This is a genomic window from Corynebacterium mastitidis DSM 44356 (assembly GCF_000375365.1).
Lineage (GTDB): Bacteria > Actinomycetota > Actinomycetes > Mycobacteriales > Mycobacteriaceae > Corynebacterium > Corynebacterium mastitidis.
The window spans coordinates 31,001-53,553 of record NZ_AQXB01000003.1 but is presented as its reverse complement, the minus strand read 5'-3'; the positions used below and the strand labels follow the sequence as shown (position 1 = coordinate 53,553).

The 22,553-nt window shown below is 69.3% G+C and carries 18 protein-coding genes; 10 read left to right on the top strand and 8 right to left on the bottom strand.

All coding sequences use genetic code 11. The annotated features are described in order from the left end of the window. Positions 1–175 precede the first annotated feature (175 nt). A complete protein-coding gene (locus B140_RS0104290; RefSeq protein ID WP_018118120.1) occupies positions 176–592 on the bottom strand; it encodes an SdpI family protein in 417 nt (138 codons plus the stop codon). Positions 593–644: 52 nt separating this feature from the next. Here B140_RS0104290 and B140_RS0104285 point away from each other — a divergent pair, with 52 nt between their 5' ends. The 3 genes from B140_RS0104285 (at position 645) to B140_RS0104275 (ending at position 5,034) form a co-directional block, all read left to right on the top strand. Next, entirely contained in the window at positions 645–2,270 is a 1,626-nt protein-coding gene (locus tag B140_RS0104285; RefSeq protein WP_026165987.1) for a dihydroxyacetone kinase family protein, read from the top strand. A 391-nt stretch (positions 2,271–2,661) separates the two neighbouring features. Further along, complete coding sequence (locus tag B140_RS0104280) at positions 2,662–3,519, top strand: DUF2382 domain-containing protein (RefSeq protein ID WP_018118118.1); 858 nt, start codon at positions 2,662–2,664, stop codon at positions 3,517–3,519. Positions 3,520–3,786: 267 nt separating this feature from the next. Beyond that, positions 3,787–5,034, top strand: a complete 1,248-nt coding sequence (locus B140_RS0104275; RefSeq protein WP_018118117.1) for a dicarboxylate/amino acid:cation symporter — start codon at positions 3,787–3,789, stop codon at positions 5,032–5,034. Positions 5,035–5,191: 157 nt separating this feature from the next. Here the strand turns inward: B140_RS0104275 and B140_RS0104270 are convergent, their stop codons facing one another. After that, complete coding sequence (locus tag B140_RS0104270; protein WP_211208144.1) at positions 5,192–6,553, bottom strand: MFS transporter; 1,362 nt, start codon at positions 6,551–6,553, stop codon at positions 5,192–5,194. Positions 6,554–6,803: 250 nt separating this feature from the next. Between B140_RS0104270 and leuS the strand changes: the two genes are divergently transcribed. Beyond that, positions 6,804–9,671: a leucine--tRNA ligase gene (leuS, locus tag B140_RS0104265; RefSeq protein WP_018118115.1), complete on the top strand. Its 2,868-nt coding sequence runs from the start codon at positions 6,804–6,806 to the stop codon at positions 9,669–9,671. Positions 9,672–9,858: 187 nt separating this feature from the next. Here the strand turns inward: leuS and B140_RS13275 are convergent, their stop codons facing one another. Both B140_RS13275 and B140_RS0104260 read right to left on the bottom strand, forming a co-directional pair. Beyond that, on the bottom strand, positions 9,859–11,346 hold the full coding sequence (locus B140_RS13275) for an ATP-binding protein (RefSeq protein ID WP_083912229.1): 1,488 nt from the start codon (positions 11,344–11,346) through the stop codon (positions 9,859–9,861). A 139-nt stretch (positions 11,347–11,485) separates the two neighbouring features. Then, complete coding sequence (locus tag B140_RS0104260) at positions 11,486–11,956, bottom strand: hypothetical protein (protein ID WP_156801655.1); 471 nt, start codon at positions 11,954–11,956, stop codon at positions 11,486–11,488. Between the two features lie 151 nt (positions 11,957–12,107). On the opposite strand from B140_RS0104260, the gene B140_RS11945 reads away from it, so the two are divergent. Then, positions 12,108–12,575, top strand: coding sequence for a VanZ family protein (locus tag B140_RS11945; RefSeq protein ID WP_018118113.1), 468 nt, complete (start codon positions 12,108–12,110; stop codon positions 12,573–12,575). Here the strand turns inward: B140_RS11945 and B140_RS0104250 are convergent. Continuing rightward, positions 12,545–14,185, bottom strand: coding sequence for a bifunctional ADP-dependent NAD(P)H-hydrate dehydratase/NAD(P)H-hydrate epimerase (locus tag B140_RS0104250; protein WP_026165985.1), 1,641 nt, complete (start codon positions 14,183–14,185; stop codon positions 12,545–12,547). The two genes, B140_RS11945 and B140_RS0104250, sit on opposite strands and share 31 nt — an antisense overlap. Before the next feature lie 462 nt (positions 14,186–14,647). Here B140_RS0104250 and B140_RS0104245 point away from each other — a divergent pair, with 462 nt between their 5' ends. The 3 genes from B140_RS0104245 to B140_RS0104235 all read left to right on the top strand — a co-directional run bounded on the left by B140_RS0104245 (position 14,648) and on the right by B140_RS0104235 (position 16,853). After that, a complete protein-coding gene (locus B140_RS0104245) occupies positions 14,648–15,766 on the top strand; it encodes a sensor histidine kinase (RefSeq protein ID WP_026165984.1) in 1,119 nt (372 codons plus the stop codon). Positions 15,767–15,945: 179 nt separating this feature from the next. Then, positions 15,946–16,161, top strand: coding sequence for a hypothetical protein (locus tag B140_RS13695; protein WP_156801654.1), 216 nt, complete (start codon positions 15,946–15,948; stop codon positions 16,159–16,161). Then, positions 16,149–16,853, top strand: a complete 705-nt coding sequence (locus B140_RS0104235; RefSeq protein WP_018118109.1) for a response regulator — start codon at positions 16,149–16,151, stop codon at positions 16,851–16,853. Before B140_RS13695 ends, B140_RS0104235 begins: the two co-directional genes overlap by 13 nt. Positions 16,854–17,715: 862 nt before the next feature. On the opposite strand, the gene B140_RS0104230 is transcribed toward B140_RS0104235, so the two are convergent. After that, a complete protein-coding gene (locus tag B140_RS0104230; RefSeq protein WP_026165982.1) occupies positions 17,716–18,321 on the bottom strand; it encodes a response regulator in 606 nt (201 codons plus the stop codon). Then, positions 18,318–19,709, bottom strand: a complete 1,392-nt coding sequence (locus tag B140_RS0104225) for a sensor histidine kinase (protein WP_156801653.1) — start codon at positions 19,707–19,709, stop codon at positions 18,318–18,320. Before B140_RS0104225 ends, B140_RS0104230 begins: the two co-directional genes overlap by 4 nt. Before the next feature lie 184 nt (positions 19,710–19,893). On the opposite strand from B140_RS0104225, the gene B140_RS0104220 reads away from it, so the two are divergent. After that, positions 19,894–20,943 carry an FtsX-like permease family protein gene (locus tag B140_RS0104220; RefSeq protein ID WP_018118106.1) on the top strand — a complete coding sequence of 350 codons (1,050 nt, stop codon included), beginning with the start codon at positions 19,894–19,896 and terminating at the stop codon, positions 20,941–20,943. Between the two features lie 35 nt (positions 20,944–20,978). Further along, on the top strand, positions 20,979–21,731 hold the full coding sequence (locus B140_RS0104215) for an ABC transporter ATP-binding protein (RefSeq protein ID WP_018118105.1): 753 nt from the start codon (positions 20,979–20,981) through the stop codon (positions 21,729–21,731). Here the strand turns inward: B140_RS0104215 and B140_RS0104210 are convergent. Beyond that, entirely contained in the window at positions 21,659–22,489 is an 831-nt protein-coding gene (locus B140_RS0104210; protein ID WP_018118104.1) for an Fpg/Nei family DNA glycosylase, read from the bottom strand. The two genes, B140_RS0104215 and B140_RS0104210, sit on opposite strands and share 73 nt — an antisense overlap. Between the last annotated feature and the right edge of the window lie 64 nt (positions 22,490–22,553).

The following is a 22,553-nucleotide window of genomic DNA, read 5'->3' as shown; positions in this document are numbered from 1 at the left end:
GACGGCCCGCTACGAAGCGTGCCACCACCACTGAAAAGAGGAAGAAATGCTCAAGGTCACACCGCCATCCTACCCAGTGGTGCAGGTAATAGGCAACAAATAAAATGCGCCGCCCCCGGAGGCCGCGCACTGGGCCCCAGCGGGCCTCGGGGTTCTCGGCGGACCTCGGCGGGCCTCAGCGGTCCGAGGCCCGGGCGGCGCGGCGCAGCGCGTCCACGTCCACGGCGGGCTTGGGGCCGCCGGTCTCGGCCTCGATCATGCGGCGGGCGTCGATCGCCGCCACGGCGTGCGCGGCCTGCCCGGCCCCCGCCCCCACCGCGACGAGGGCGATGAGGAGGGTGAGCACGGGAAGAACCCACAGCCACCCCTGGGCGATGAAGGCGAAGCAGGCGCCGAAGAGGAGGGCCACGCCGCCGAGGGTCCAGAAGGGCCCGGCGATGCGGTGAGCCAGCACCCAGAGGTCGCGGCTCTTGCGCACCTCCGGCACGCGGATGCCCACCACCCCGTTGCCGGGGAGCTTTGCCGCCCAGGCGAGGCCGCCGATGACGGTAAGGATGAGGCCGAGGACGAGCAGGACGATGCCAAAGATCATGCGTTCTATTTTATGCCGCCGCCTCTCCGGCGCGGCGGCTACCCTCGGGGGCATGAGCACACCGCGTTCCTTCCGCAACTCCCCCGCCGATTTCCTGCCCGAGGCCCTGGGCGGGCTCGTCGCCGCGCACCCCCAGGCCCGGTGGGACGAGCGGGGCTTCGTCGCCCTCGTCGATCGCCCGGCAGCGCCCGGCCCGGAGGCGCCCGCCGATCCCGGCCCCCGCGTGGCGGTGGTCTCCGGCGGCGGCTCCGGGCACGAGCCCCTGCACGCGGGCTTCCTGGGCGAGGGCATGCTCAGTGCGGTGTGCCCGGGGCTGGTCTTTACCTCCCCCAACGCCGTGCAGATCACCGAGGCCACGCGGTGGGCGGACCGGGGCGCCGGGGTGCTGCACGTGGTGAAGAACTACACCGGCGACGTGATGAACTTCCGGGTGGCCGAGGACGTGGCCACCGCCCCCGGGGACGAGGGGCCGGGCCGCAGGGGCACCGCCGCCACCCTGCTGGTGGAGAAGGTGGCCGGGGCCGCCGCGTGGCGCGGGGATGACCTGGACGCCGTGGCGGACGTCGCGCAGTGGGTGGCCGATAACTCCCGCAGCATGGCGGTGGCCCTGGCCCCGGGGCACCTGCCCGCGAGCGGGGCGCGGACCTTCGACCTGGAGGAGGGTCAGATGGAGGTGGGCGTGGGCATCCACGGCGAGCGCGGCGTGGTCAGGGATCAGGCCGCGCCCGCCTCGGAGATCGTGGATCGCCTGCTCGCGGAGGTGGCCGAGGACCTGCGCCTGGGCGCAGGCGAGGAGGTGATCCTGCTGGTCAACGGGCTGGGAGGCACCTCCCTGCTGGAGCTGCACCTGCTCTTCGGGCAGGCGCTCGCCTGGCTGGAGGGGCGCGGGGTGACCGTGCGCCGCAGCCTCGTGGGCAACTTCGTCACCTTGCTGACCATGGCCGGGGCCTCCCTCACGCTGACCCGCGCCACGGAGGAGGTCGTGAGGCTTCTCGACGCCCCCACCACCGCCCCCGCCTGGCCGCACGCCCTGGGCCGTCGGCCCCGCTACGCCCCGGCGGTGCTGAGCGCGGAGGATGCACTGCCCGCCGAGGGGGAGGAGAACGCGTGGCTGAGCGCCTTCGTGCGGCGCGTGCAGGAGGGCGCCGGGCGGCTCACGGAGCTGGATCGGCTGGCGGGGGACGGGGACTTCGGCGCAAACATGGAGGCCGCCCTGGGGGACGTGCGGTTGCCCCTGCGCGGCCCGGACGCCGCGGTGTTCGCCGGGCTCTCGCGCCGCTTCCTCGTCCGCTCGGGCGGGACCTCGGGCGCGGTGCTGGGCACGCTCTTCCGCGAGCTTGCGCGGGCGGCGGAGCGGGACCCCTCCCCCTCCGGCCTGGCCCGGGGACTGGAGCGCGGGTGCGCCGCGATCCGGGAGCTCGGCGGCGCGCGCCCCGGCGACGGCACGCTTCTCGACGCCCTCCAGCCCGCGGCGGAGGCCGCCGCACGGGTGGCGGAGCGGGGCGAGGACGCGGAGGGCGGGTTGCTGCGGGAGGCGTACCGCGCCGCCGTGGCGGGCGCGGAGCGCACCCGGGAGGCGGTGGCGAGGAAGGGACGGGCCTCCTACGTGGGCGAAGCCTCCCGCGGGGTGATCGATCCGGGCGCGGTGCTGGTGACGTGGCTCTTTGGCGAGGAGTAGCGCGCCTTTTTCTTTCCCTTGTTTTTCCGGGCGATAAAGGCCATACAACGGGGCTCGGGGGACGCGCGGCGACGCCGGGGCGCCCCATCTGGGCGGAAAACGCGAAAATATGTGGTAACAATCTAATAACCTTCTCCTGGCATATGCATTGGAGGAGCATTGCAGTATCCTCCGACCCCGCGCGCTCGGATTTGATATAGCACCAGCTAGATCGGTGTTTTTCGGCTAAACTAAAATCCCGCTGGCGGAAAAATTTATCCGTTACCGGCCCGTAACATGGCGATATTTTCGTGGTGATCGCGTCTCGGTGCTGATACCGTTAAAGGTGTCCGAGAGGAAAGATGGTTACTCGGATTTTGGATTGAACGTGTTAGTTATGAAAGGACAAAACATGAGCACTAAGAAGGATATCGCCGAACTCTTCGACGCCACCGCGTATGACAGCAAGGGCGATAAGCTCGGCAGCGTCAAGGAGATCTTCCTGGACGACAACTCCGGCAAGCCGACCTTCGTCGAGGTCAACCACGGGCTCTTCGGCCTGAGCTCCTCCCTGGTGCCCCTGCGTGGCGCCACCTTCGAGGGCGGCGAGCTGCGCCTGGCCTTCGCCAAGGACCTCATCAAGGACGCCCCGGACTTCGACTCCGACTCCTCCCTGACCACCGCCAACCAGGATGAGCTGAACCAGCACTACGGCGTCGGCACGGCGGAGTACCAGGACATCTACGAGGCTCCCGCCCCGCGCGGCGGCGCCCGCGAGGAGGCGGCCCGCACCGAGACCGCCCGCACCGACGTTGCCGGTGCCGCGAACACCACGGACACCAAGGGCGCGCAGGACGCCGCCCGCACGGAGAAGAAGGCCGCCGCGGACGATGGCAGCCTGGTCCGCTCCGAGGAGGAGCTGAACGTCTCCAAGGAGAACGTCCAGACCGGCGAGGCCCGCCTGCGCAAGTTCGTGGTCACGGAGACCGAGACGGTGGACGTGCCCGTCAGCCGCGAGGAGGTGCGCGTGGTGCGCACCCCGCTGACCGGCGACGAGCAGGTGGACGGCCAGGCCCTCACTGACGACGAGGCCTCCGTGATCCTGCACGAGGAGCGCGTGAACGTGTCCAAGGACACCGTGGCCAAGGAGAAGGTGGCCCTGCAGAAGGAGCAGGTCACCGACACCCAGCGCGTGTCCGAGGAGCTGAAGAAGGAGCGCATCGAGACCGACGGCGTGGCCACCGACGCCGAGGGCGACGCCCGCAAGTAGTCTCCCCCGGGCCGCACGGCCCGACGCTCGCCGCGACGCGGTGAGCACCCACGAGGCCCCCGACGCCCGCCGCCGGGGGCCTCGTCGCGCGTCCGTCCCGCGTGGGGGTAGACAAACGCTTTCCTTCCGTCCAACAGTTATCGCCCCGCCCGCGCGATCTTGTAATCTAACGGCTTACCTGGGGCGTTTTCCCGGTGGCGTGGAGGCGCGCGAGCGCGCTCGGCGCGTCCGGCGCCCCGCCGTCGATAGTAGAAAGCGCAGGACCGCATGGACATCAAGCGCATGGCCTCCTCCCTGCTCGCGCGGGTGATCATGGCGATCATCCTCGGCATTGCGTGTAGCTTCTTCCTCCCGGAGGCGCTGGCCAGGATCTTTATCACCTTCAACGGGCTGTTCTCTCAGTTCCTGGGATTCTTCGTGCCCGTGTTGATCTTCGCGCTCATCACGCCCGCTATCGCGGGCCTGGGGCGGGGCGCGGGCAAGTGGCTGGCCATCACCACGGCCGTGGCCTACGCCTCCACCATCCTCTCCGGCCTGTTGGCCTACGGCGTGGCGCGCGGGGTGTATCCGCGCCTGCTGTCCGGGGAGCGCCTGGACACGGGGGTCTCGGACATCGAGGCGGGGGCGCTCTCCCCGTACTTCACGGTGGAGATGCCGCCGCCGATGGAGCTGATGAGCGCCCTGCTCCTGGCCTTCTGCCTGGGCGTGGCGATGGCCACGATGAAGGCGGATCGGCTGTACAACGCCACCCGGGAGCTGGAACAGATCGTGATGAAGGTGGTCGGCTCCTTCATCGTGCCGCTGCTGCCGCTGTTCATCTTCGGCATGTTCCTCAACCTGGGCATGAACGGCAACCTGGTGGACACCCTGGTGGCCTTCGGCAAGGTGCTGGTGCTGGCTACGGCGATGACGCTGGTGTACCTGATCCTGCAGTTCCTCCTCGCGGGGGCGCTCACGGGCACCAACCCGCTGCGGGCGCTGCGCACCATGCTCCCGGCCTACGGCACCGCCCTGGGCACGGCCTCCTCGGCGGCGACCATCCCGGTGACCTATCGCGCGGTGCGCAGTAACGGCGTGGCCTCCTCCGTGGCGGGCTTCGTGGTGCCGCTGTGCGCCATGATCCACCTGGCGGGCTCCATGATGAAGCTGACGCTCTTTGCCTTCGCCATCGTGTACATGGCGGGGATGGACGTGTCCGTGGGCCTGGCAGTGGGCTTCATCTTCATGCTCGGTATCACCATGATCGCGGCCCCCGGCGTGCCGGGCGGCGGCGTGATGGCGGCGGTGGCGCTGCTGAGCAGCATGCTGGGCTTTGGCGAGGACCAGGTGGCGCTGATGATCGCCGCCTACATCGCCATCGATTCCTTCGGCACCGCGGCCAACGTGACCGGGGACGGCGCCATCGCCCTGATCATCAACAAGTTCGCTCGCGGGGATCTCCCCGAGCGCGAGCCGGGCGGGGAGGATCTGGGTGCCGGGCTGACGGAGGCGGCCGAGCCCGCCGGAAGGGCCTAGCCGGGCATCGCGCCTGGCGCTCCGCCTGGGGGCGTGGCCCCGAGTAAACGGGAAGGCCCGGGCCACGAGACGCGCTGCGCGCCGTGGTCCGGGCCTTCCCTTGCGTATCGCGGGGTTCCCCGCCCCCCGGGGGCGTCGATACGCCCCGCCTTTGTTGTTATGCCTTGTGGAAGCGCAGCGGGGAGACCGCCTGCTCCTCCTCGTGGTCCGGCCCCAGCGGAATGCCGGTGCGGTCCCGCAGGACGAGCGCGGCGCACAGCCCCACGATGGTCATGAGGGCGAGGTACGCGGATACCGCCCCGGTGCCGCCGGTGGTGCCGTAGAGCCACTGGGCGATCATGGGGGCGAAGGCGCCGCCGAGGATGGCGCCGATGGCGTAGCTGATGGAGACGCCGGAGAAGCGCATGGAGGCCGGGAACAACTCGGCGTAGGTGGCGGACTGCTGGCCGTAGGTGAGGCCGAGCCCCACGGTGAGCAGCAGCAGGCCCGCCGTGAGCATGGCGGGGGTGCCGACGTTGATGAGCGGGAACAGCGATACCGCGCCCACGAGCTGCAGCAGGTAGCCCACGACGTAGGTGGTGCGGCGCCCCCAGCGGTCGGAGATCCACCCGGCGAATCCGGTGGTGATGAGCCAGGCCACGGCGGAGGCGGTGACCGCCCACAGCACGGTGCTGCGCTCGAGGCCGATGGCGCCATCGGGGTCGCTGGCGTAGTTTTGCACGTACCCGCCCGCGGTCATGTAGCCCACGGCGTTGTTACCGGCAAAGAGCAGTGCGGCCACGAGCACCAGCGGGGTGCTCGTGCGGAAGAGCGCGCCGATGGGCGCCTGGGAGGTCTTTTTGCGCTGCTCGATCTCGGTGAACACGGGGGACTCCTCCACCCGCATGCGCACCAGGTAGCCGATGCCCACCAGCACGATGCTCAGCAGGAAGGGCACGCGCCAGCCCCACTCCAGGAAGGCGTCGCCGGGCGCGATGTTGCTCATCAGCGCCAGCACGCCGGAGGAGAGCAGCAGGCCGGCGGGCACGCCCATCTGGGGGAAGGCGCCGAAGAAGCCGCGCTTGTTCGTGGGCGCGTGCTCCACGGAGAGCAGCACCGCCCCGCCCCACTCGCCGCCCGCGGAGATGCCCTGGATGATGCGCAGCAGGATCAGCAGCAGCGGGGCGGCGATGCCGATGCTCTCGTAGGTGGGGAGCACGCCGATGAGGGTGGTGGCGATGCCCATTCCAAAGAGGGTAATCATGAGCACCACGCGGCGGCCGTAGCGGTCCCCGAAGTGGCCCGCGAGGAAGGCCCCGAGGGGCCGGAACAGGAAGGAGAGGCCGATGGTGAAGTAGCTGAGGATGAGCGCGAGGCCGCCCTCCACCTCGCTGAAGAAGAGGTGCTTGAACACCAGGCCCGCGGCGGCGGCGTAGAGGAAGTAGTCATACCACTCCACTGCCGTACCGATGGTGGTGGCAAAGAGCACGCGCCTGCGCGCCTGCGCGGTGATCTCCTGCGATGCTTGTGCGCTAGTCAAAATGGCCTCCTTTTGAGGTCGTGTGAGCTATCACGGGCGGTTTTTTCGTTAATGAATCGCCGCCTTGACATAGAGTGTTACTGAGGCTACAGGGTGGGGGTGTCGCGAGGGTATTTTTTTATCCGGCAGGGGGTGGCCGCGTCCTCCCCTGCCCGCGTATCGACGCCCTCTTGCCCTCCGCCCCGGGCGGCCCCGGCGCCCCGGGCGCGGGGGCGCGGGCCGTCCCGCCCACCTACTACACTGTTCAACCATGACGAATCCCAGCGAAACCCCCTCCGTCCCGCCGCACCGCTACACCGCGGATCTGGCCGCGCAGATCGAGCGATCGTGGCAGCGCTACTGGGAGGAGAGCGGCACGTTCCACGCCCCCAACCCGGTGGGGGATCTGGCCGCCGAGGGGGCCGCGCTGCCGGAGGACAAGCTCTTTGTGCAGGACATGTTCCCCTACCCCTCCGGCGCGGGGCTGCACGTGGGGCACCCGCTGGGCTACATCGCCACGGACGTCTACGCGCGCTTCCACCGCACGCTGGGCAAGAACGTGCTGCACACGCTGGGGTACGACGCCTTCGGCCTGCCCGCCGAGCAGTACGCCATCCAGACCGGCACGCACCCGCGCGCCACCACGATGGCCAACATCGAGAACATGAAGCGCCAGCTCGGGGCGCTGGGCCTGGGGCACGACCGCCGCCGCAGCGTGGCCACCACGGACCCCGAGTTTTATCGCTGGACGCAGTGGATCTTCCTCCAGATCTATAACGCCTGGTTCGACCCCGAGCAGGGCAAGGCGCGCCGCATCGAGGAGCTGGTGGGCCTGCTGGAGAGCGGGGAGATGCCGCTGCCGGAGGGCTTCGAGGGGCGCTCCTACGCGGAGCTGGACGCCCTGGAAAGGCAGCGCGTGATCGACGCCTTCCGCCTGGTGTACCGCTCCCACTCGATGGTCAACTGGTGCCCCGGGCTGGGCACCGTGCTGGCCAACGAGGAGGTGACGGCGGAGGGGCGCTCGGAGCGCGGCAACTTCCCGGTGTTCCGCAAGCGCCTCTCCCAGTGGATGATGCGCATCACCGCGTACTCGGACCGCCTCATCGACGACCTCGAGCGCGTGGACTGGCCGGAGAAGGTCAAGACCATGCAGCGCAACTGGATCGGCCGCTCGCGCGGGGCTGAGGTGGACTTTAGCTGCCAGGGCCACGACCTCACCGTGTTCACCACCCGCCCGGACACCCTCTTCGGGGCCACCTACATGGTGCTGGCCCCCGAGCACGAGCTGGTGGACGCCCTGGTGGAGGGCGGCACCGGCAGCTACGAGGGCGTGGACGAGCGCTGGACCTACGGGCAGGCCACCCCGCGCGAGGCCGTGGCGGCCTACCGCGCGGACATCGCCGCCAAGTCCGACCTGGAGCGCCAGGAGAACAAGGATAAGACGGGCGTGTTCCTGGGCGCCTACGGCGTCAACCCCGTCAACGGGCAGCGCGTGCCCGTCTTTATCGCGGATTACGTGCTCACCGGCTACGGCACCGGCGCGATCATGGCGGTGCCCGCCCACGACCCCCGCGACTACGAGTTCGCCCAGGCCTTTGGCCTGCCCATCCGCGAGGTCATCGCGGGCGGCGACGTGAGCGCGCAGGCCTACGAGGGCGACGGCGAGCACGTGAACTCCGCCAACGAGGAGGGACTGGACCTCAACGGCGCGGACAAGGCCACCGGCATCGCCCGCGCCATCGCCTGGCTGGAGGAGCGCGGCGCGGGGCGCGGCCGGATCCAGTACAAGCTGCGTGACTGGCTCTTCGCGCGCCAGCGCTACTGGGGCGAGCCCTTCCCCATCGTGTACGACGCCCAGGGCGTGGCGCACGCCCTGCCGGAGTCCATGCTGCCCGTGAACCTGCCGGAGGTGGACGACTACAAGCCCGTGGCGGCGGACCCCAACGACGCCGACTCCGAGCCCCACCCGCCGCTGGCCAAGGTCCGCGACTGGGTGGAGGTGGAGCTGGACCTGGGCGAGGGCCCCCAGACCTACTACCGGGACACCAACGTGATGCCCCAGTGGGCGGGCTCCTCCTGGTACCAGCTCCGCTACATCGACCCCACCAACGCCGAGGCCTTCTGCGACGTCGAGAACGAGCGCTACTGGACGGGCCCGCGCCCGGAGCGGCACGGCCCGCAGGACCCGGGCGGCGTGGACCTCTACGTGGGCGGCGTGGAGCACGCGGTGCTGCACCTGCTGTACTCGCGGTTCTGGCACAAGGTGCTCTTTGACCTCGGCTACGTCACCTCCTCGGAGCCGTACCGCAGGCTGTTCAACCAGGGCTACATCCAGGCCTACGCCTACACGGACGCCCGCGGCGTGTACGTGCCCGCCGAGGAGGTCGAGGAGCGCGACGGCGAGTTCTTCTACCGCGGCGAGCGGGTGAAGCGGGAGTACGGCAAGATGGGCAAGTCCCTGAAGAACGCCGTGGCCCCCGACGATATCTGCCGGGACTACGGCGCCGACACCCTGCGCGTGTACGAGATGTCGATGGGCCCGCTGGACACCTCCCGCCCCTGGGCCACCAAGGACGTGGTGGGCGCGCACCGCTTCCTCCAGCGCCTGTGGCGCCTCATCGTGGACGAGGAGAGCGGGCGGCTCACCGTCTCCGAGGCCTCCCCCACCGAGGAGGACCTCAAGGCCCTGCACCGCACCATCGCCGGGGTGCGCGAGGACTACGAGCACCTGCACAACAACACCGTGGTGGCCAAGCTCATCGAGTACGTCAACCACCTCACCAAGGCCTACCCCAACGAGGTGCCCCGGGAGCTGGTGGAGCACCTGCCGGTCATGCTCTCCCCCGTGGCCCCGCACATCGCGGAGGAGCTGTGGTCCCGCCTCGGCCACGAGGGCACCATCGCCTTCGTGCCCTTCCCCGCCCACGAGGAGAAGTGGCTGGTGGACGACGAGGTGGAGCTGCCGGTGCAGATCAACGGCAAGGTGCGCGCGCGCATCACCGTGGCCGCCGACGCCGAGCAGCAGGCCATCATCGACGCCGCCCTGGCCGACGCCAAGGTTGCCGAGCACGTGGCGGGCAAGAACGTGGTAAAGACTATCGTGGTGCCCGGCCGGATGGTGAACCTGGTGGTGAAGTAGGGGCGGCCGGGGCGCTCCCGCCCGGCAACTCCACACTCAACACTCCACACAACACCACACAGTGTGGTGTTGTGTGGAGTGTTGAGTGTGTATGTGTGGAGTCCTTCTTCCCCTGCGGCGGCTAGTGTGGCTATGCCACGGACATGTTGTTGCCCAGGCTGGCGGCCAGGCCTCGGTCGCGGGGGTGTTAGCGAAGAATGCGGTAGCGCTGTTTAGGGCTGCGCAGGGGTTCCGTTCTCTCCACAACCCCTTCCTCGACGAGTAAACCGATGATGCGGCGCACCCCGTTGGCAGATAATCCTGCAGCCGCCGCTAGCTCGCGCGTCGAGGCGGAATGATGCGCATCGAGATACTGCAGAATGGATTGGCGATTACCGCCGGAGCGTGAGGCCGCGCGTTCTGGTTCCGTATGTCTTCTCCGCTCAAAAGTGAGGGTAAAGGCGGTGAGCGAATCGCGCACGGTGGGTGGGGGGAGGAGTTGTTGCTGCAACTGGTCTAGTATCTCCGCGTATCCCGTGCCACGGTTTTCCGCCACAAATCTTTGTTCTGGGCCCGGTGCGGGTGTCACCTCAAGGAGTGCGGATAGGCGTTGATTACGGGAACTGGATATTCCGCTTTTGCCGAGATTATCCAACGTTACCGTTCCGAAAAGGCCTCCGGGATTGGTGATCTCCAGGCGGTCAATAAACATATCCACTTGCACTTGGCTTCCGTGGGCCTGGGGTGAATAATCGCGGTGCATGAGGGCGTTCGTCACCGCCTCTCGGATTGCAACCGGAGGATAATCGGGCAGATCCTTACGGAAGGAGCCCTCGATGACGCCGCCGGTGCGCATGTTGCGGGTAACCGCCTGCACGGCCTCTTCCACGAGGGTGGGTATTGGGCCTACGAAGGTGGCGTTGTCGAGGAACCTTTGCCCGCGCGCGTCGGAGGACTTGGTGGTTCCGGGATATGCAGAAAAGGTAACGGCAAGGCGAGGGAAAAACTGCTGCGGATATGTTCCTGCCGCGAGCAGCCCGGCGAGGGTTGGGCGGAGATGGCCCGAGCTATCTTCTTTGATTATTTGCAGGCTCTTCAGGGCCTTCTCGTCGTTTAGTTTCCCAAATACGTTTGGGTGCAGTGCGCGTTCCCGCGACAGGATGCTTTTAAGGATGTCGGGGTCACAGTCCTCTAGCGTCGCTTCGGGGACGATCTCCGTATCCCATTTTGGCTGGATTTTGTTTTCCTCTAGACGATCTATCTCGTAAGGCTTGAGGAGCCGGTCTCCGTCGTGGCCGCCGCGAATGTAACTACCCTGGTATTTGCTCATTGCCGATTTTACCCAACAGGGTTTATCTAGGGGAGAATGCTCTGGGATCTCGGCTACAACCACGTGCGTGCCTTCGAAGGGAATGATAGATACCTGTGTCCTAATTGCCGGGACAACTTTTTCTGCAAGTGCCGCGTCCAGTGCATCGGCAATGCTGCGGGCGTTGAAGCCTTCTGCGGGGGTGAAGCCGGACTCCTCGTCAAGGCCGAGTATGACGGTCCCGCCGTGCCCATTAGCGAAGGAGGAAAGGGATCGGATGATTTTCTTGGGGAATCCTCCGCCTGCGGCTTTTACCTCGACTTTGTTGATGTCTGTGCCGAGGCTGCGTAGTTGTTCCACGACGGCGCGGAGTTCCTGGCTGTCCACGTTGTCTCCTCCGGGAGTGCATCTAATGTGAGGATGACACTACACTCAACACTCCACACAACACCACACTGTGTGGTGTTGTGTGGAGTGTTGAGTGTGTATGTGTGGAGTCCTTCTTCCCCTGCGGCGGCTAGTGTGGCTATGCCATGGACATGTTGTTGCCTAGGCTGGCGGCCAGAAGGAACAGGGTTGCGCTGCTCAGCCACACCGCCCACCATCGGCGGCGGGGCAGGGCGGGCAGGCGCGGAAGATCGTGGGCGGGGTTCTTGGCCTCGTTCTCGGCCAGCCACTGCCAGTTGGTGCTGTAGGCCTCGTGCTGCGCGGCCCAGCGGTTAACGCGCCGCACGTCTCGCAGGGTGCGCAGGAGCCAGTAGGCGCCGGGTAGCCCGGTGGAGACGGTGAACACGAGCCCGGCGGTGAGGTTCCATGCCACGTCGGCCCCCTGGTAGGCGCGGAACCCGTGGAGGGCGGCGAAGAGGAAGAGCAGCGCCACGCCGAGGCTGATGCCGGAGAGGATGCGCTTGGCGGTGGTGGGCCGGTAGGTGTAAAAGGTTCCCAGGCCGTCGCCGCCCGGCGCGGGCACCCGCGCCTCCTCCTGTGCTTCCGTCATGGGTGCAATGCTAGTGGAGGGTGGGGCGTGGGCACGAGGAAAAAGCGCCCTGCGGCGGAGATAGGGGACGAAGGGAGAGTGATCCGACGTTTCACGTGAAACATCGCAATCGCACAGAGAGAGCACAGGGTGCCTGCCTAGCCTGGCGGTTATGCCCTTTTCCGCCTCGTCGTTGCGCCAAAAAGTATATGTCGCGCTGTGCGCCCTCTACCTCGCGGTCGTGGTGAGCGCCACCCTGCTCAAGAGGTGGCTGAGCATAGGCGGGGTGTGGGAGGCGGGGGCGCATCATCAGCGGAGCATCGACCTGGAGCTTTTCAATGGTTTCCTCGACTCCCCGGTGTGGTGGGGGCCGTGGCTGAACGTCGTGGGCAACGTGATCCTCTTTGTTCCCCTGGGCGTGTTGATTGCGCTCGCGCGGGTCAGAGGGCCGCTGTGTTCTTCCCTACGCGGGGCGGCGGCGGGGGTTCTTGTGAGCGCCGCTATCGAATCCGCCCAGTACGTGTTTGCCGTGGGTTACAGCGACATCGACGACCTGCTCTGCAACGCCGTGGGATCCGCGCTGGGGGCGTGGGGAGCGAGCGGGCTGCGTCAGGCCCAGGGGCCGCGCGCGGCCCGGTAGCGCCGGAGTTCCTGGGCGGTGGCTCCGGAGACGGCGTGCGCGATGCGGGAGGCGGACGCGGGGGCCGGGCCGTAGGGAGTCTCGGCGGCGATCCGGGCGGCCACGGCGTGCAGGTGCGTGGCGATCACGGCGGCGCGGTGCGGCTGACCGGGCATGCGCGCCAGCCATGCGCCGAGGAGCCCGGCGAGGACGTCCCCGGAGCCGGGCGTGGCGGCCCAGGAGTGCCCGGCGTCGATGGTCACCACGGTGGATTCCCCGGCGATGCTGGTGAAGCGCCCCTTGAGGAGCACCACGCAGCGCAGGGCCTCGGCCACCTCCCGGGCCTGCTCCCAGCGGGGGCCGTCGCTCTTCCCCAGCCCCATGCCTCGGCGCAGGCGGGCGAACTCGCCGGCGTGGGGCGTGAGCACGGTGCTGTAGGGGGCGCGCCCCAGCAGGCGGCGGCGCAGGTCCTCGCGCCGGGCCAGCAGGGTGAGGGCGTCGGCGTCGCAGAGCACGGGCTCGGGGCGGCCAAGGACGTGGTCGAGCTCGGCGGCGGCCTCCTCGCCGGTGCCCCTCCCGGGGCCCACGACCCACGCCTGAACCCGCCCGGCCGTCGCGGCGTCCGGGGTGGCCACCACCTCGGGCAGCGCGGCCACGATACCTCGGTGCTCGGAGCCGGCGTAGCGCACCATCGAGGGGGTGGCCCGCACGGCGGCCGAGGCGGCCAGCAGCCCCGCGCCGGGGTAGGCGGCGCTCCCGGCGAGGATGCCCACCACCCCCGAGCTGTACTTATCGTCCGCACCGGCGGGTTCGACGTCCTCGGTGAGCAGGGGCGCGGCGGGCACCGGGAGGATGTGCTCCGGCAGCGCGGAGAGGGCGTGGCGGGGCGGCACCGCGCGGTACAGGAAGGGGGCGCGAGGGGCGTCGGGGCCTTCGTCGAGGGCCGTGGCCAGCGAGGGGGTTCCGGGGAGCCCGATGTCCGCGCAGAGCACCTGCCCGCAGGCCTCGCTGGCGCCGTGGACCCCGCGCAGCCCGCCGAAGGTGAGGGTGACGTGCGCGGTGATAAAGCCCGGCACGGTGCGGCGCGCCCCTTGGTAGGTGGCCTCGCGCGGCGCCGGTGGCCGCCCGGTATCGGCGGGCAGCCCCGAGGGGGTGTCGATGGAGAGGACGGGGACGCCGGAGTGCGCGAGGTCGTCGGCCAGCCACGCGGCGGAGCCGGTGAGTCCGGGGCGCCCGCCGAGCCCGGAGATGCCGTCGATGGTCAGGTGATAGGTCCAGGTCAGGCGCTCCCCCACCGCCTCGGGGGCGGCGTCGAGGAAGGTTCCCCCGGCGTCCAGGAAGGCCCGCGCCCCACCCTCGTGGCGGGCGGGGCCGAGCGGGAGGGCGTCCACGCGCAGGCCCCGGCGCAGCAGGCGGGCCCCGGCGTAGAGGGCGTCGCCCCCGTTGCCGCCGCTGCCCACGAGCAGCAGGACCCGGGCGGGTGCGGGGGCGGCGAGGCGGTCGAGCATGGCGGCGGCGGTGCGGGCCACGGCCGCCGCGGCCTCGCGCATGAGCTGGTCGGGGCCGGTTTGGGCGGCTAGGAGCGTGGCCTCGGCGGTGCGGACGCTGTCTACCGGGTACATGCGGCTCATGGTGAGCGATATTACCCGCATTCGTGGCGCGAGGTTAGACCATATATTTAGGTAAGCCTACCCCCATATGAGGGTGGCGTGGCCTCGCCGCCGGGGCGGTGACCTGCGCATACGGCGGGCGTCGAGGGATTTTTCCCGGAGGGGGTTGATCCCCCCGGCAAGCTAAGGTTACCCTGTGCTTAGATCAGAAAACGGGAGCCGCCGGAGAGGTTCTCGGGACTTGATCGAACGGGAAACCACAGTGAGTGCGTCCAACAGGGTCGTGCAGTGTAGAGGGGTTCCGGTCCGGGCGGGGCAACGCCTGGGTCGGAACCCCTCTTTTCTGTTGTCGCCTGGGCCCCTCGGCGCGCCGGGAAGATCGAGCGGACGGGCCGGAGGGGAAACCGCGCCGCGCGCCTCGTCTCGCGGCCGCCGTGCTGCGATAATGCAGGGGATGCTAATCGGTAACGAGGGTGAGGGGCGATGGAGAAGATAACCGGGTGGATGCGGCGCGTTCCGCTCGAGGGCTGGGTATTCGCGTGCGCGATGGGATGGGTGGCCTTTGCGCTCGGGATCAGCGACCCCTGGGAGGTCACGGCGGAGAGCGCGCTGTGGGCCGCCATCCTCACCGCCAGCGTGGGCGTCGCGGTGCGCTACCCGCTCACCGGCAGCGTGTGCTTCCTGCTGTCCTTCGCCCTGACCATCTACCTTCCCCACATTTTCCTCCAGCCCAACGTATTCCTCTGCGCCGTGGTGATGGGCGTGGTGGGCTACCACGGACGCGGCCGGCTCATGCTGCCGGTGGGGGTGGCCGTGGGCATCCTCGGGTTGATCGACCGCAACTCCAAGACCATCGAGGCGGACTTCTCCGCGATCCTCATCTGGGAGGTGTTCGTGGCCATCGCCGCCTTCGCCGGATGGACCCTGGGGCGCAAGGTGCGCCAGAAGATCGAGCTCGCGGAGCAGTGGCGCGACGAATATCGCAGGCGGCGCGAGGAGCTGGCGAGCACGCTGCACGACTCCGTGGCCGCCTCGCTGACCTCCATCGTCATGCGCTCCGAGGTGCTGGCCATGCAGGAGCCGGAGGACGGGCGCCTCCACGGGGAGCTATCGAGCATCGCGGAGGACGCCCGCATCACCATGTCCCAGGTGCGCTCCCTGCTCAGCCTCCTCAACGCCCCCCAGGACAAGCAGGAAAAGACGGCGGCCCCCACCCTGGTGTCCACGGTCAAGGAGGTGGTCACCAAGATGCGGGACCACCACTTCACGGTGTCCGTGGTGGACGAGACCGAGGACATCCAGGTCACTAACCCCACCCTGGAAATGCTGCACAAGGTGCTGCTCGAGGGCGCCACCAACGTGATCAAGTACGCCAAGCCCGGCTCCGAGGTGCTGCTCCGCGCGGAGGGCAGCGGCAAGAACCTCAGCATCAGCCTGAGCAACCAGATCGCCGGGGAGGCGGAGCGCCGCGGGCGTCTCTCCTCCTCCGTGCTCTCCTCGGGATTGGGCATGAGAATGATGCGGCGCTCGGTGGCAAGTATGGGCGGCAAACTAGTGAGCCATAGCGACGGCGAGGTGTGGACGCTCTCCATTAAGTTCTAGGAATAAAAGCCCACTGAGCTGCGGGAAGCGCCGCGAGGAGGGGCGGCGCGGCGCCGCGCGGAAAGCCGGTGACTTTTGTCTCGGAAGGGGCGATGTTCCTATCGCGTGGCGCGGCGTCGTCATATAATATGGCATTGACCTGAATCTCACTTCATGCCTAGAAAGGCTGGTGCAGTCCCATGATTCGTTCCCGTCGTTTGCGCAGCGCGGCCTGTGCCGTGGCTGCTACCGCTGGTCTCCTCGTGGTTGCCCCCGGGGCGCAGGCCGATGAGGCTCCCGTGACTTCGAGCGACGCCTCCTCCGAGGTGGCCACGGCGGTGGAGCACTCCGTGCGCGATTCCGCCGCGTCCATTTTTAGCTGCCGCAAGAACCCCACCCTCGTGTGGTGCTCGTGAGCTCGGCCTTCGCGGAGCGCGGTGGACACATCCGTCTGCTGCTGGTGGATGACGACCCCCTGGTCCTCTCCTCCCTGCGGACGTACTTCAACACCACCGCCGACATCCACGTGGTAGCCGAGGCCGCGAACGGCGTGGCCGCGCTCAAGGCGCTCGAGGACTACGAGATCGACCTCGTGCTCACGGACATCCACATGCCGGAGATGGACGGCATCGCCCTCCTCCAGGAGACGCGCAAGCTGCCCGAGCCTCCCGTGTTCGTGGCCATGACCGGCTTTGACACCGACGAGACGATGCTCAAGACCCTCACCGGCGGCGCGGCCGGATACATCATCAAGTCCGCCCGCCCCCAGGAGATCATCTCCTCGGTGCGCGACGCCATGAACGGCGGCACCTCCGTGTCCCCGCAGTGCCTGTCCCGCCTGGTGGACTACATCCCGGCCCGCGAGCTGGCGCAGCAGCAGGCCCAGGACAGCAAGGACGAGATCGTCCTCTCCCCCGGCGAGCAGCGCGTGCTCTCCCTGCTCTGCGACGGCCTCTCCAACGCGGAGATCGCCGCCAAGACCTCCTACGCGGAGTCCACGGTGAAAAAGCACGTCTCCCAGCTCATCAACCACTTTGGCGTGAACTCCCGGCTGAGCCTCGTGGTGGCCGCCATGCGCACGCACTGGGGGCAGCACCCCTCCTACTGAGGCCGGGGCGTGCGGGCGCCGGCGCCCGCCGCTTGGCGGCGTGGTCGGGGGTATGGCTGCGCGCGTGGGGAAGGGTTGACCGGGGCAGGGCCTTTTCCTGATTGACGGAAGCGCGCGCCGATACGATGCATAGGTAGAACCGCCTGTTACGACAGGAGAGGAAGAAGATCCTGGGATCCCAGCCGGACGACTGGACCCAGGTTCTTCGCTTTTCATGGGGACCCCTCCACTGTGCGCTGGAGAACCACCTTTTCTTTTAGCATCTCCCAGTAGGCATGCTCTCCTCGATACGTGGCGTTGAAGGCCCCTAGCACCACGTCCGGTATCCACAACAGTGGGTCATCGCCTCCCCGTGCATGCGTAATCCTGATACCCCTGTACCGGCCTGCCGCTTGTAGCGCAACGAGATGTTCGACGTCTTTCCTGCTTTGATTTTCCTGTCGGCTTTCCAGGGTAAGGTCGGTGACTCGCATGTCCGAGAGTTCGAAGTAGAGAGTCTCTAGGCATTTGCGCCGGCAGCGTTCGGTCTTCCGGCTTCTTTCGCTGCGGTTGGTGATGATGACCTGGAAGGAATCCAGGTGAAAGATCGTCCGAACAATCTGGTGGCGTCTTGTGGTCCCTTCGTCCGTCCAGTGAAGCTTGATTTGCCCTGGTAGGAGCAAGGGGCGGAGAGTCGTGCGTAACACCTTAAAGCTCTTTGACGTCGAGGATAGTTGCGCACATGAGGTATTCCTGATGAGCGGCGTTGCGCCATACGGAGGACTCATCGGCGTAAGCAACCAGACTGGATTTCACCGCTTCATCGTATCTTTCCCAGGCAGGGCATTTCCTCACGATGAGGCTGAAGACCTCGGTTTTCCCCTCAGATAAGCCGCCGCTGCCGCGCGGCGGCGATGGCCGCGGTGCGGTTATCCACGCCCAGCTTTTGGTAGATGTGCAGCAGGTGCGTTTTCACGGTGCCCAGGGAGATGAACAGGGAGTCCGCCAGTTGCCGGTTGGTGGCCCCGGTCTCCAGGGCGCGCAGGATCTCCGTCTCCCGGGCGGAGAGGGATTCCTGGGGGCGGCCCAGCCGCTCCGCGAGCGCGGTGGCCACCTCGGGGGAAAGGGTGCGTTGCCCGCGCGCGGTGGCCACCACGGCCCGGTGCAGCTCCTCCTCGGGGGCGTCCTTGAGCAGGTAGCCCAGCGCCCCGGCGGAGAGGGCGGCCACGATGTCCGCCTGGGCGTCGTAGGTGGTGAGGATCAGCACGGGCGGGCCGCCCGCCTCGTGGAGGGCCTGGGTGGCGGCGATGCCGTCGGTGCCGGGCATCTGGATGTCCATGACCACCACGTCCACCTCGGAGGGGATGTCCCCCGGCCGTGGTCCCTCGGCGCCCTCGGCCACCACGGTGATGTCCTCGAAGCTGTCGAGGATGGCGCGCAGCCCGGCCCGCACCACGGGGTGATCGTCGATGAGCATCACTCGTATCATGATTGCTCCCACGGTACCCGCGCCGCCACCACGGTGCCGCGCGGGGAGGAGTCGATGTGCAGGCCGCCGCCCAGCTCGTCGAGGCGGGCGCGGATGCCGGGCAGGCCGTAGCCGCGCGCGGAGGCGGGGTCGAAGCCGGTGCCGTCGTCGTAGACGTCCAGGGCGATCTCCGCGTCCCAGCGGGCCAGGGTGAGGCGGGCGCGGGTGGCGTGGGCGTGGCGCACCACGTTGGTCAGCGCCTCCTGGGCCACGCGCAGCAGCGTGGTGGAGACCTCGGCGGGCAGGCCCGAGGTGGCCTCGGCGGGGGCCACGACCTCCACGGGCAGGCCGTGGCGCTCGGTGACGCGCGCCCCGAGATCGGACAGGGCGCGGGAGAGGTCCCCGGTGTTCGGGGCTCCCCCGGCGACGAGGAGGCGGGCCTCCGCGAGGTTTTCCGTGGCCACGGAGTGAATGGTGGCGAGCTGCTCCCGTGCGGTGGTGAGCCGCCGGTTGCTGTCCCGGGCGGCGCCTATCGCCCCCGAGGGCTCCGCCTCCTTCGTACCCTCCGCCCCCTCTGAGGCCTCCGTGCCTTGCGAGCCCTGCGCGCCCTCGGTGGCGAGGGCGCGCAGGTTCTTCTGGCAGGCGCGGGAGAAGAGCACGATGGAGTTGAGCCCCTGGGCGAGGGTGTCGTGGATCTCCCGGGAGAGGCGCTCGCGCTCGGCCAGGCGCCCCGCGTTGTTCTCCGCGAGGAGGAGCCGCTCCTGGGTGGCGGCGAGCTGCTCGGCCACCCGGCGGTGGTGGGCGGCCTCCCGGTGCAGCGCCCGGTAGGCGAAGTAGCAGCCGGAGGCGAAGCCCACGCCGAGGAGGGGGCCGAACACGCCGCCGAGCCCCCACCCCGGCGCGCCGGTGAGCAGGGGCCACCCGGCGGCGGGGATGCCCACGCCGAGCCCCCAGCTTAGGGCGGTGAGGAGGAAGCCCACGAGGTCGCGGGGCACGGCGTGCCAGACGAGGAAGGTCAGGGGGAACAGCAGCCACACGAAGTGGGCGCTGAGCAGGATCAGTCCCAGCCACTGGCCGAGCACGAGCCCCAGCCACGCCGCGCGGTAGGCGGCGGGGTCGCGCTGGGTGCGGCGGCGGGCGAAGCGGTTCTCCCACACCGTGCCCGCCAGGTAGGTGGCGGCGAGGGCGGCGGCGAGCAGCAGCATGGCGGCGGTCGCGGCGCGCCGTCCCGCCGCGCCGGTGGCCCCGAGCGGGGTGGCGTCGAGGTCGGGGCCGTCGAGACCGCCGGAGCGCAGCGCCGCCAGGGTGGTGCCCACGCCGAGGGCGAGCAGGAGGGCGAAGAGCACGTGGAGGCCCACGCGCATGGTCTCCAGGATGCGGTCGAGCGAGCTGCGGGGAGGAAGGGACACGCGGCCCAGCCTAGAGGGGCGGGCGGCGGCCCACATCGGCCGAATGGCCGATGGCAGAATCCGGTGCTCAGCCGATGTGCGCGGCGCGCGTGGCCAGCAGGATGAGGGGTAACGGATCGCGCCTGGGCGTCTGCCGACGGGGCCCGGGGCGCGGCGCAAGAATAAACGGAAAGGAAGACACAGCATGTTCCTTGGTGTGCGGGATATCCGCCGCGCGTGGGGCCGCTTCAGCCTGCTGGGCACCGTGGTGTCGCTCATCGTGCTGCTCCTGGTGATGCTCACGGGGCTCACGGGCGGCCTGGGCAAGCAGAATACCTCCGCGCTGGAGGCGCTGGACCCGCAGCGCTACGTGTTCAGCCCGGAGATCGACTTCGTGGAGTCCACGGTGTCGGAGGGCACAGAGGGCACAGAGGGCGCCTGGCGGGAGACCCCCGGGGTGGAGTCCGTCACGCCGCTGGGCGTGAGCCAGACGAGCGCGCACTGGGGCGAGACCACCGCCGCCGTGGCGGTGTTCGGGCTGCCCGCGGGTAGCCGGGTGCCCGGCGGCGGGGAGGTTCCCGAGGAGGGGGTGCTCCTGCCGGAGGGTATCGACGCCTCGGGGGCCGGACTCCCGGAACGGCTCAGCATGGGCGGGGTAAGCCTGCCGGTGGCGGGCGCCGCGCCGGAGGAGTACTACAGCCACCTGCCGGTGGCGTGGGTGAGCCTGAACACCTGGAAGGAGGTGGCGCACTCCCCCTCCCCCACCGTGCTCATGGTGGAGGGCGATCCGCAGGATTCCTGGCGGGACACGGAGGAGGCCACGGGCTCCACGGCGGTCAGCGTGCGGGATTCCTTCGGCGGCCTGGCGGCCTACCAGTCCGAGCGCGGTTCCCTGCTGTCCATCCAGGGGCTGCTCTACGGCATCTCCGCGCTGGTCATCCTGGCCTTCCTGAGCGTGTGGACCATCCAGCGCACCCGGGACATCGCGGTGCTGCGGGCGTTGGGGGCGTCCCGGGGCTACGTGCTGCGCGATAGCCTCGGCCAGGCGGCGCTGGTCCTGGGCGCGGGGGCCGCCGTGGGGGCGGGGCTGGCCACGGGCCTGGGCCTGCTGGCGCGCCGGGCGGTGCCCTTCGACCTGTCCGCCGCCACGGTGGCGGCGCCCGCGGCGGGCGTGCTGGCCCTGGGCCTGCTGGGCGCCTGGCTGGCCACGCGCAAGGTGGCCGCCGTGGACCCGCAGATGGCACTGAACAGCTAAGGCATCATCCGTAACCCCAAGGAGGCTTTCCCACCATGACCCTTTCCCTTGACCGCGTAACCTGCGTCTTTCCCGATGGCACCGGAACCGTGACCGCTCTGGACGAGGTGAGCCTGAGCGTCCCGGCGGGCGCGCTGGCCGCCGTGGTGGGCGAGTCCGGCTCCGGCAAGTCCACCCTGCTCTCCGTGCTGGCGGGGCTGATCGTGCCCAGCTCGGGCGAGGTGTGGGTGGATTCCCAGGCCCTGCACGGGCTCGACGAGTCCGGGCGCTCCCGGGTGCGCCGCGAGCGCATCGGCATGATCTTTCAGAACCCCAACCTGCTGCCCGCCCTGACGGTGCGCGAGCAGCTCCTCGTGGCGGATCACCTGCGCGGGGTGGGCGGGCTGCGCGGCGGCCGCGCCCGGCGGGCGGACTCCCTGCTGGAGGAGGTGGGCCTGGGTGGCCTGGGGCACCGGCGCGTGCAGGAGCTCTCCGGGGGCCAGCGCCAGCGGGTGAACATCGCCCGCGCGCTCATGGGGGATCCGGCGGTGATCCTGGCGGACGAGCCGACCTCGGCGCTGGATCGCGCCCTCTCGGAGGAGATCGTGACCCTCCTGCGTCGGCTGACCGACGAGCGCCGGGTGGCCACCCTCCTGGTCACCCACGATCGCTCCCAGCTCGCGGTGGCGGACGCCGCCGTGGAGATGAGCGACGGCCGCGCCCGCCGCCTGAGCGATCAGGAGGTGCGCGCGGCGGCCTCGGGCTGGCAGGACGGGCACCAGAAGAGGTTGCGCCCCTCCATGGCCTGAAGGCGCACGGGCGCGCCGCACACGTAGCAGGGCTGGCCCTCGCGCCGGTACACGTACACCTCGCCGCCGTGGTCGTCCTTGCGCGGCGGGCGGCCCATCGCCTCCGGGGTGTGCTCCTCGCGCACCGTGTCGATCCGCCCGCGCTCCACCCCCACCCGCATGAGATCCACGAGGTCCTCCCAGAGGGCGCGGGCGGTGTCCGGGTGTAGGTCGCGCCCGGGGGTAAAGGGGGAGATCCCGAGGCGGAAGAGCGTTTCCGCGCGGTAGATGTTGCCCACCCCGGCGAAGAGCCGCTGGTCCATGAGCAGGGAGCCGATGGGGCGGCGGGAGCGCAGCACGCTGTCGAGGATCGGCTGGGGCTTGGCGTCCGCGCGCAGCGGGTCCGCGCCCTGCTTGGCAATCGCGAGGGCGCGCTCCTCCTCGGTGATGAGCCGGCACCACTGGGGGCCGTGCAGGTCGGCGGCGGTGTGGCCGTCGGTGATGCGCAGGCGCACCTGCCCTATGGGTGCGGCGTGCGGGTGCACCGCGAGCTTCCCGATGAGCCCCAGGTGGATGTACACGACGTGCTCCGGGGCGGGGGCGTCGAAGGTGATAAAGAGGTGCTTGCCCCAGGCCTCGGCGCGCTCGAGGCGGTGGCCGTTGAGCAGCGCGGCCTCGCGGGCAAAGCGGCCCTGGGGGGATACGACCTCCACCGCGCTGCCGCCGAACTCGGCGCTGAGGCGGTGGGCGAGCCCGTGGATGACGTGACCTTCCGGCATGGGCAACAGTATAGGGCGGCGGTATGCTGAGGCGGTTGAGCGAGGATGAGCGGAAGGGTAAGGC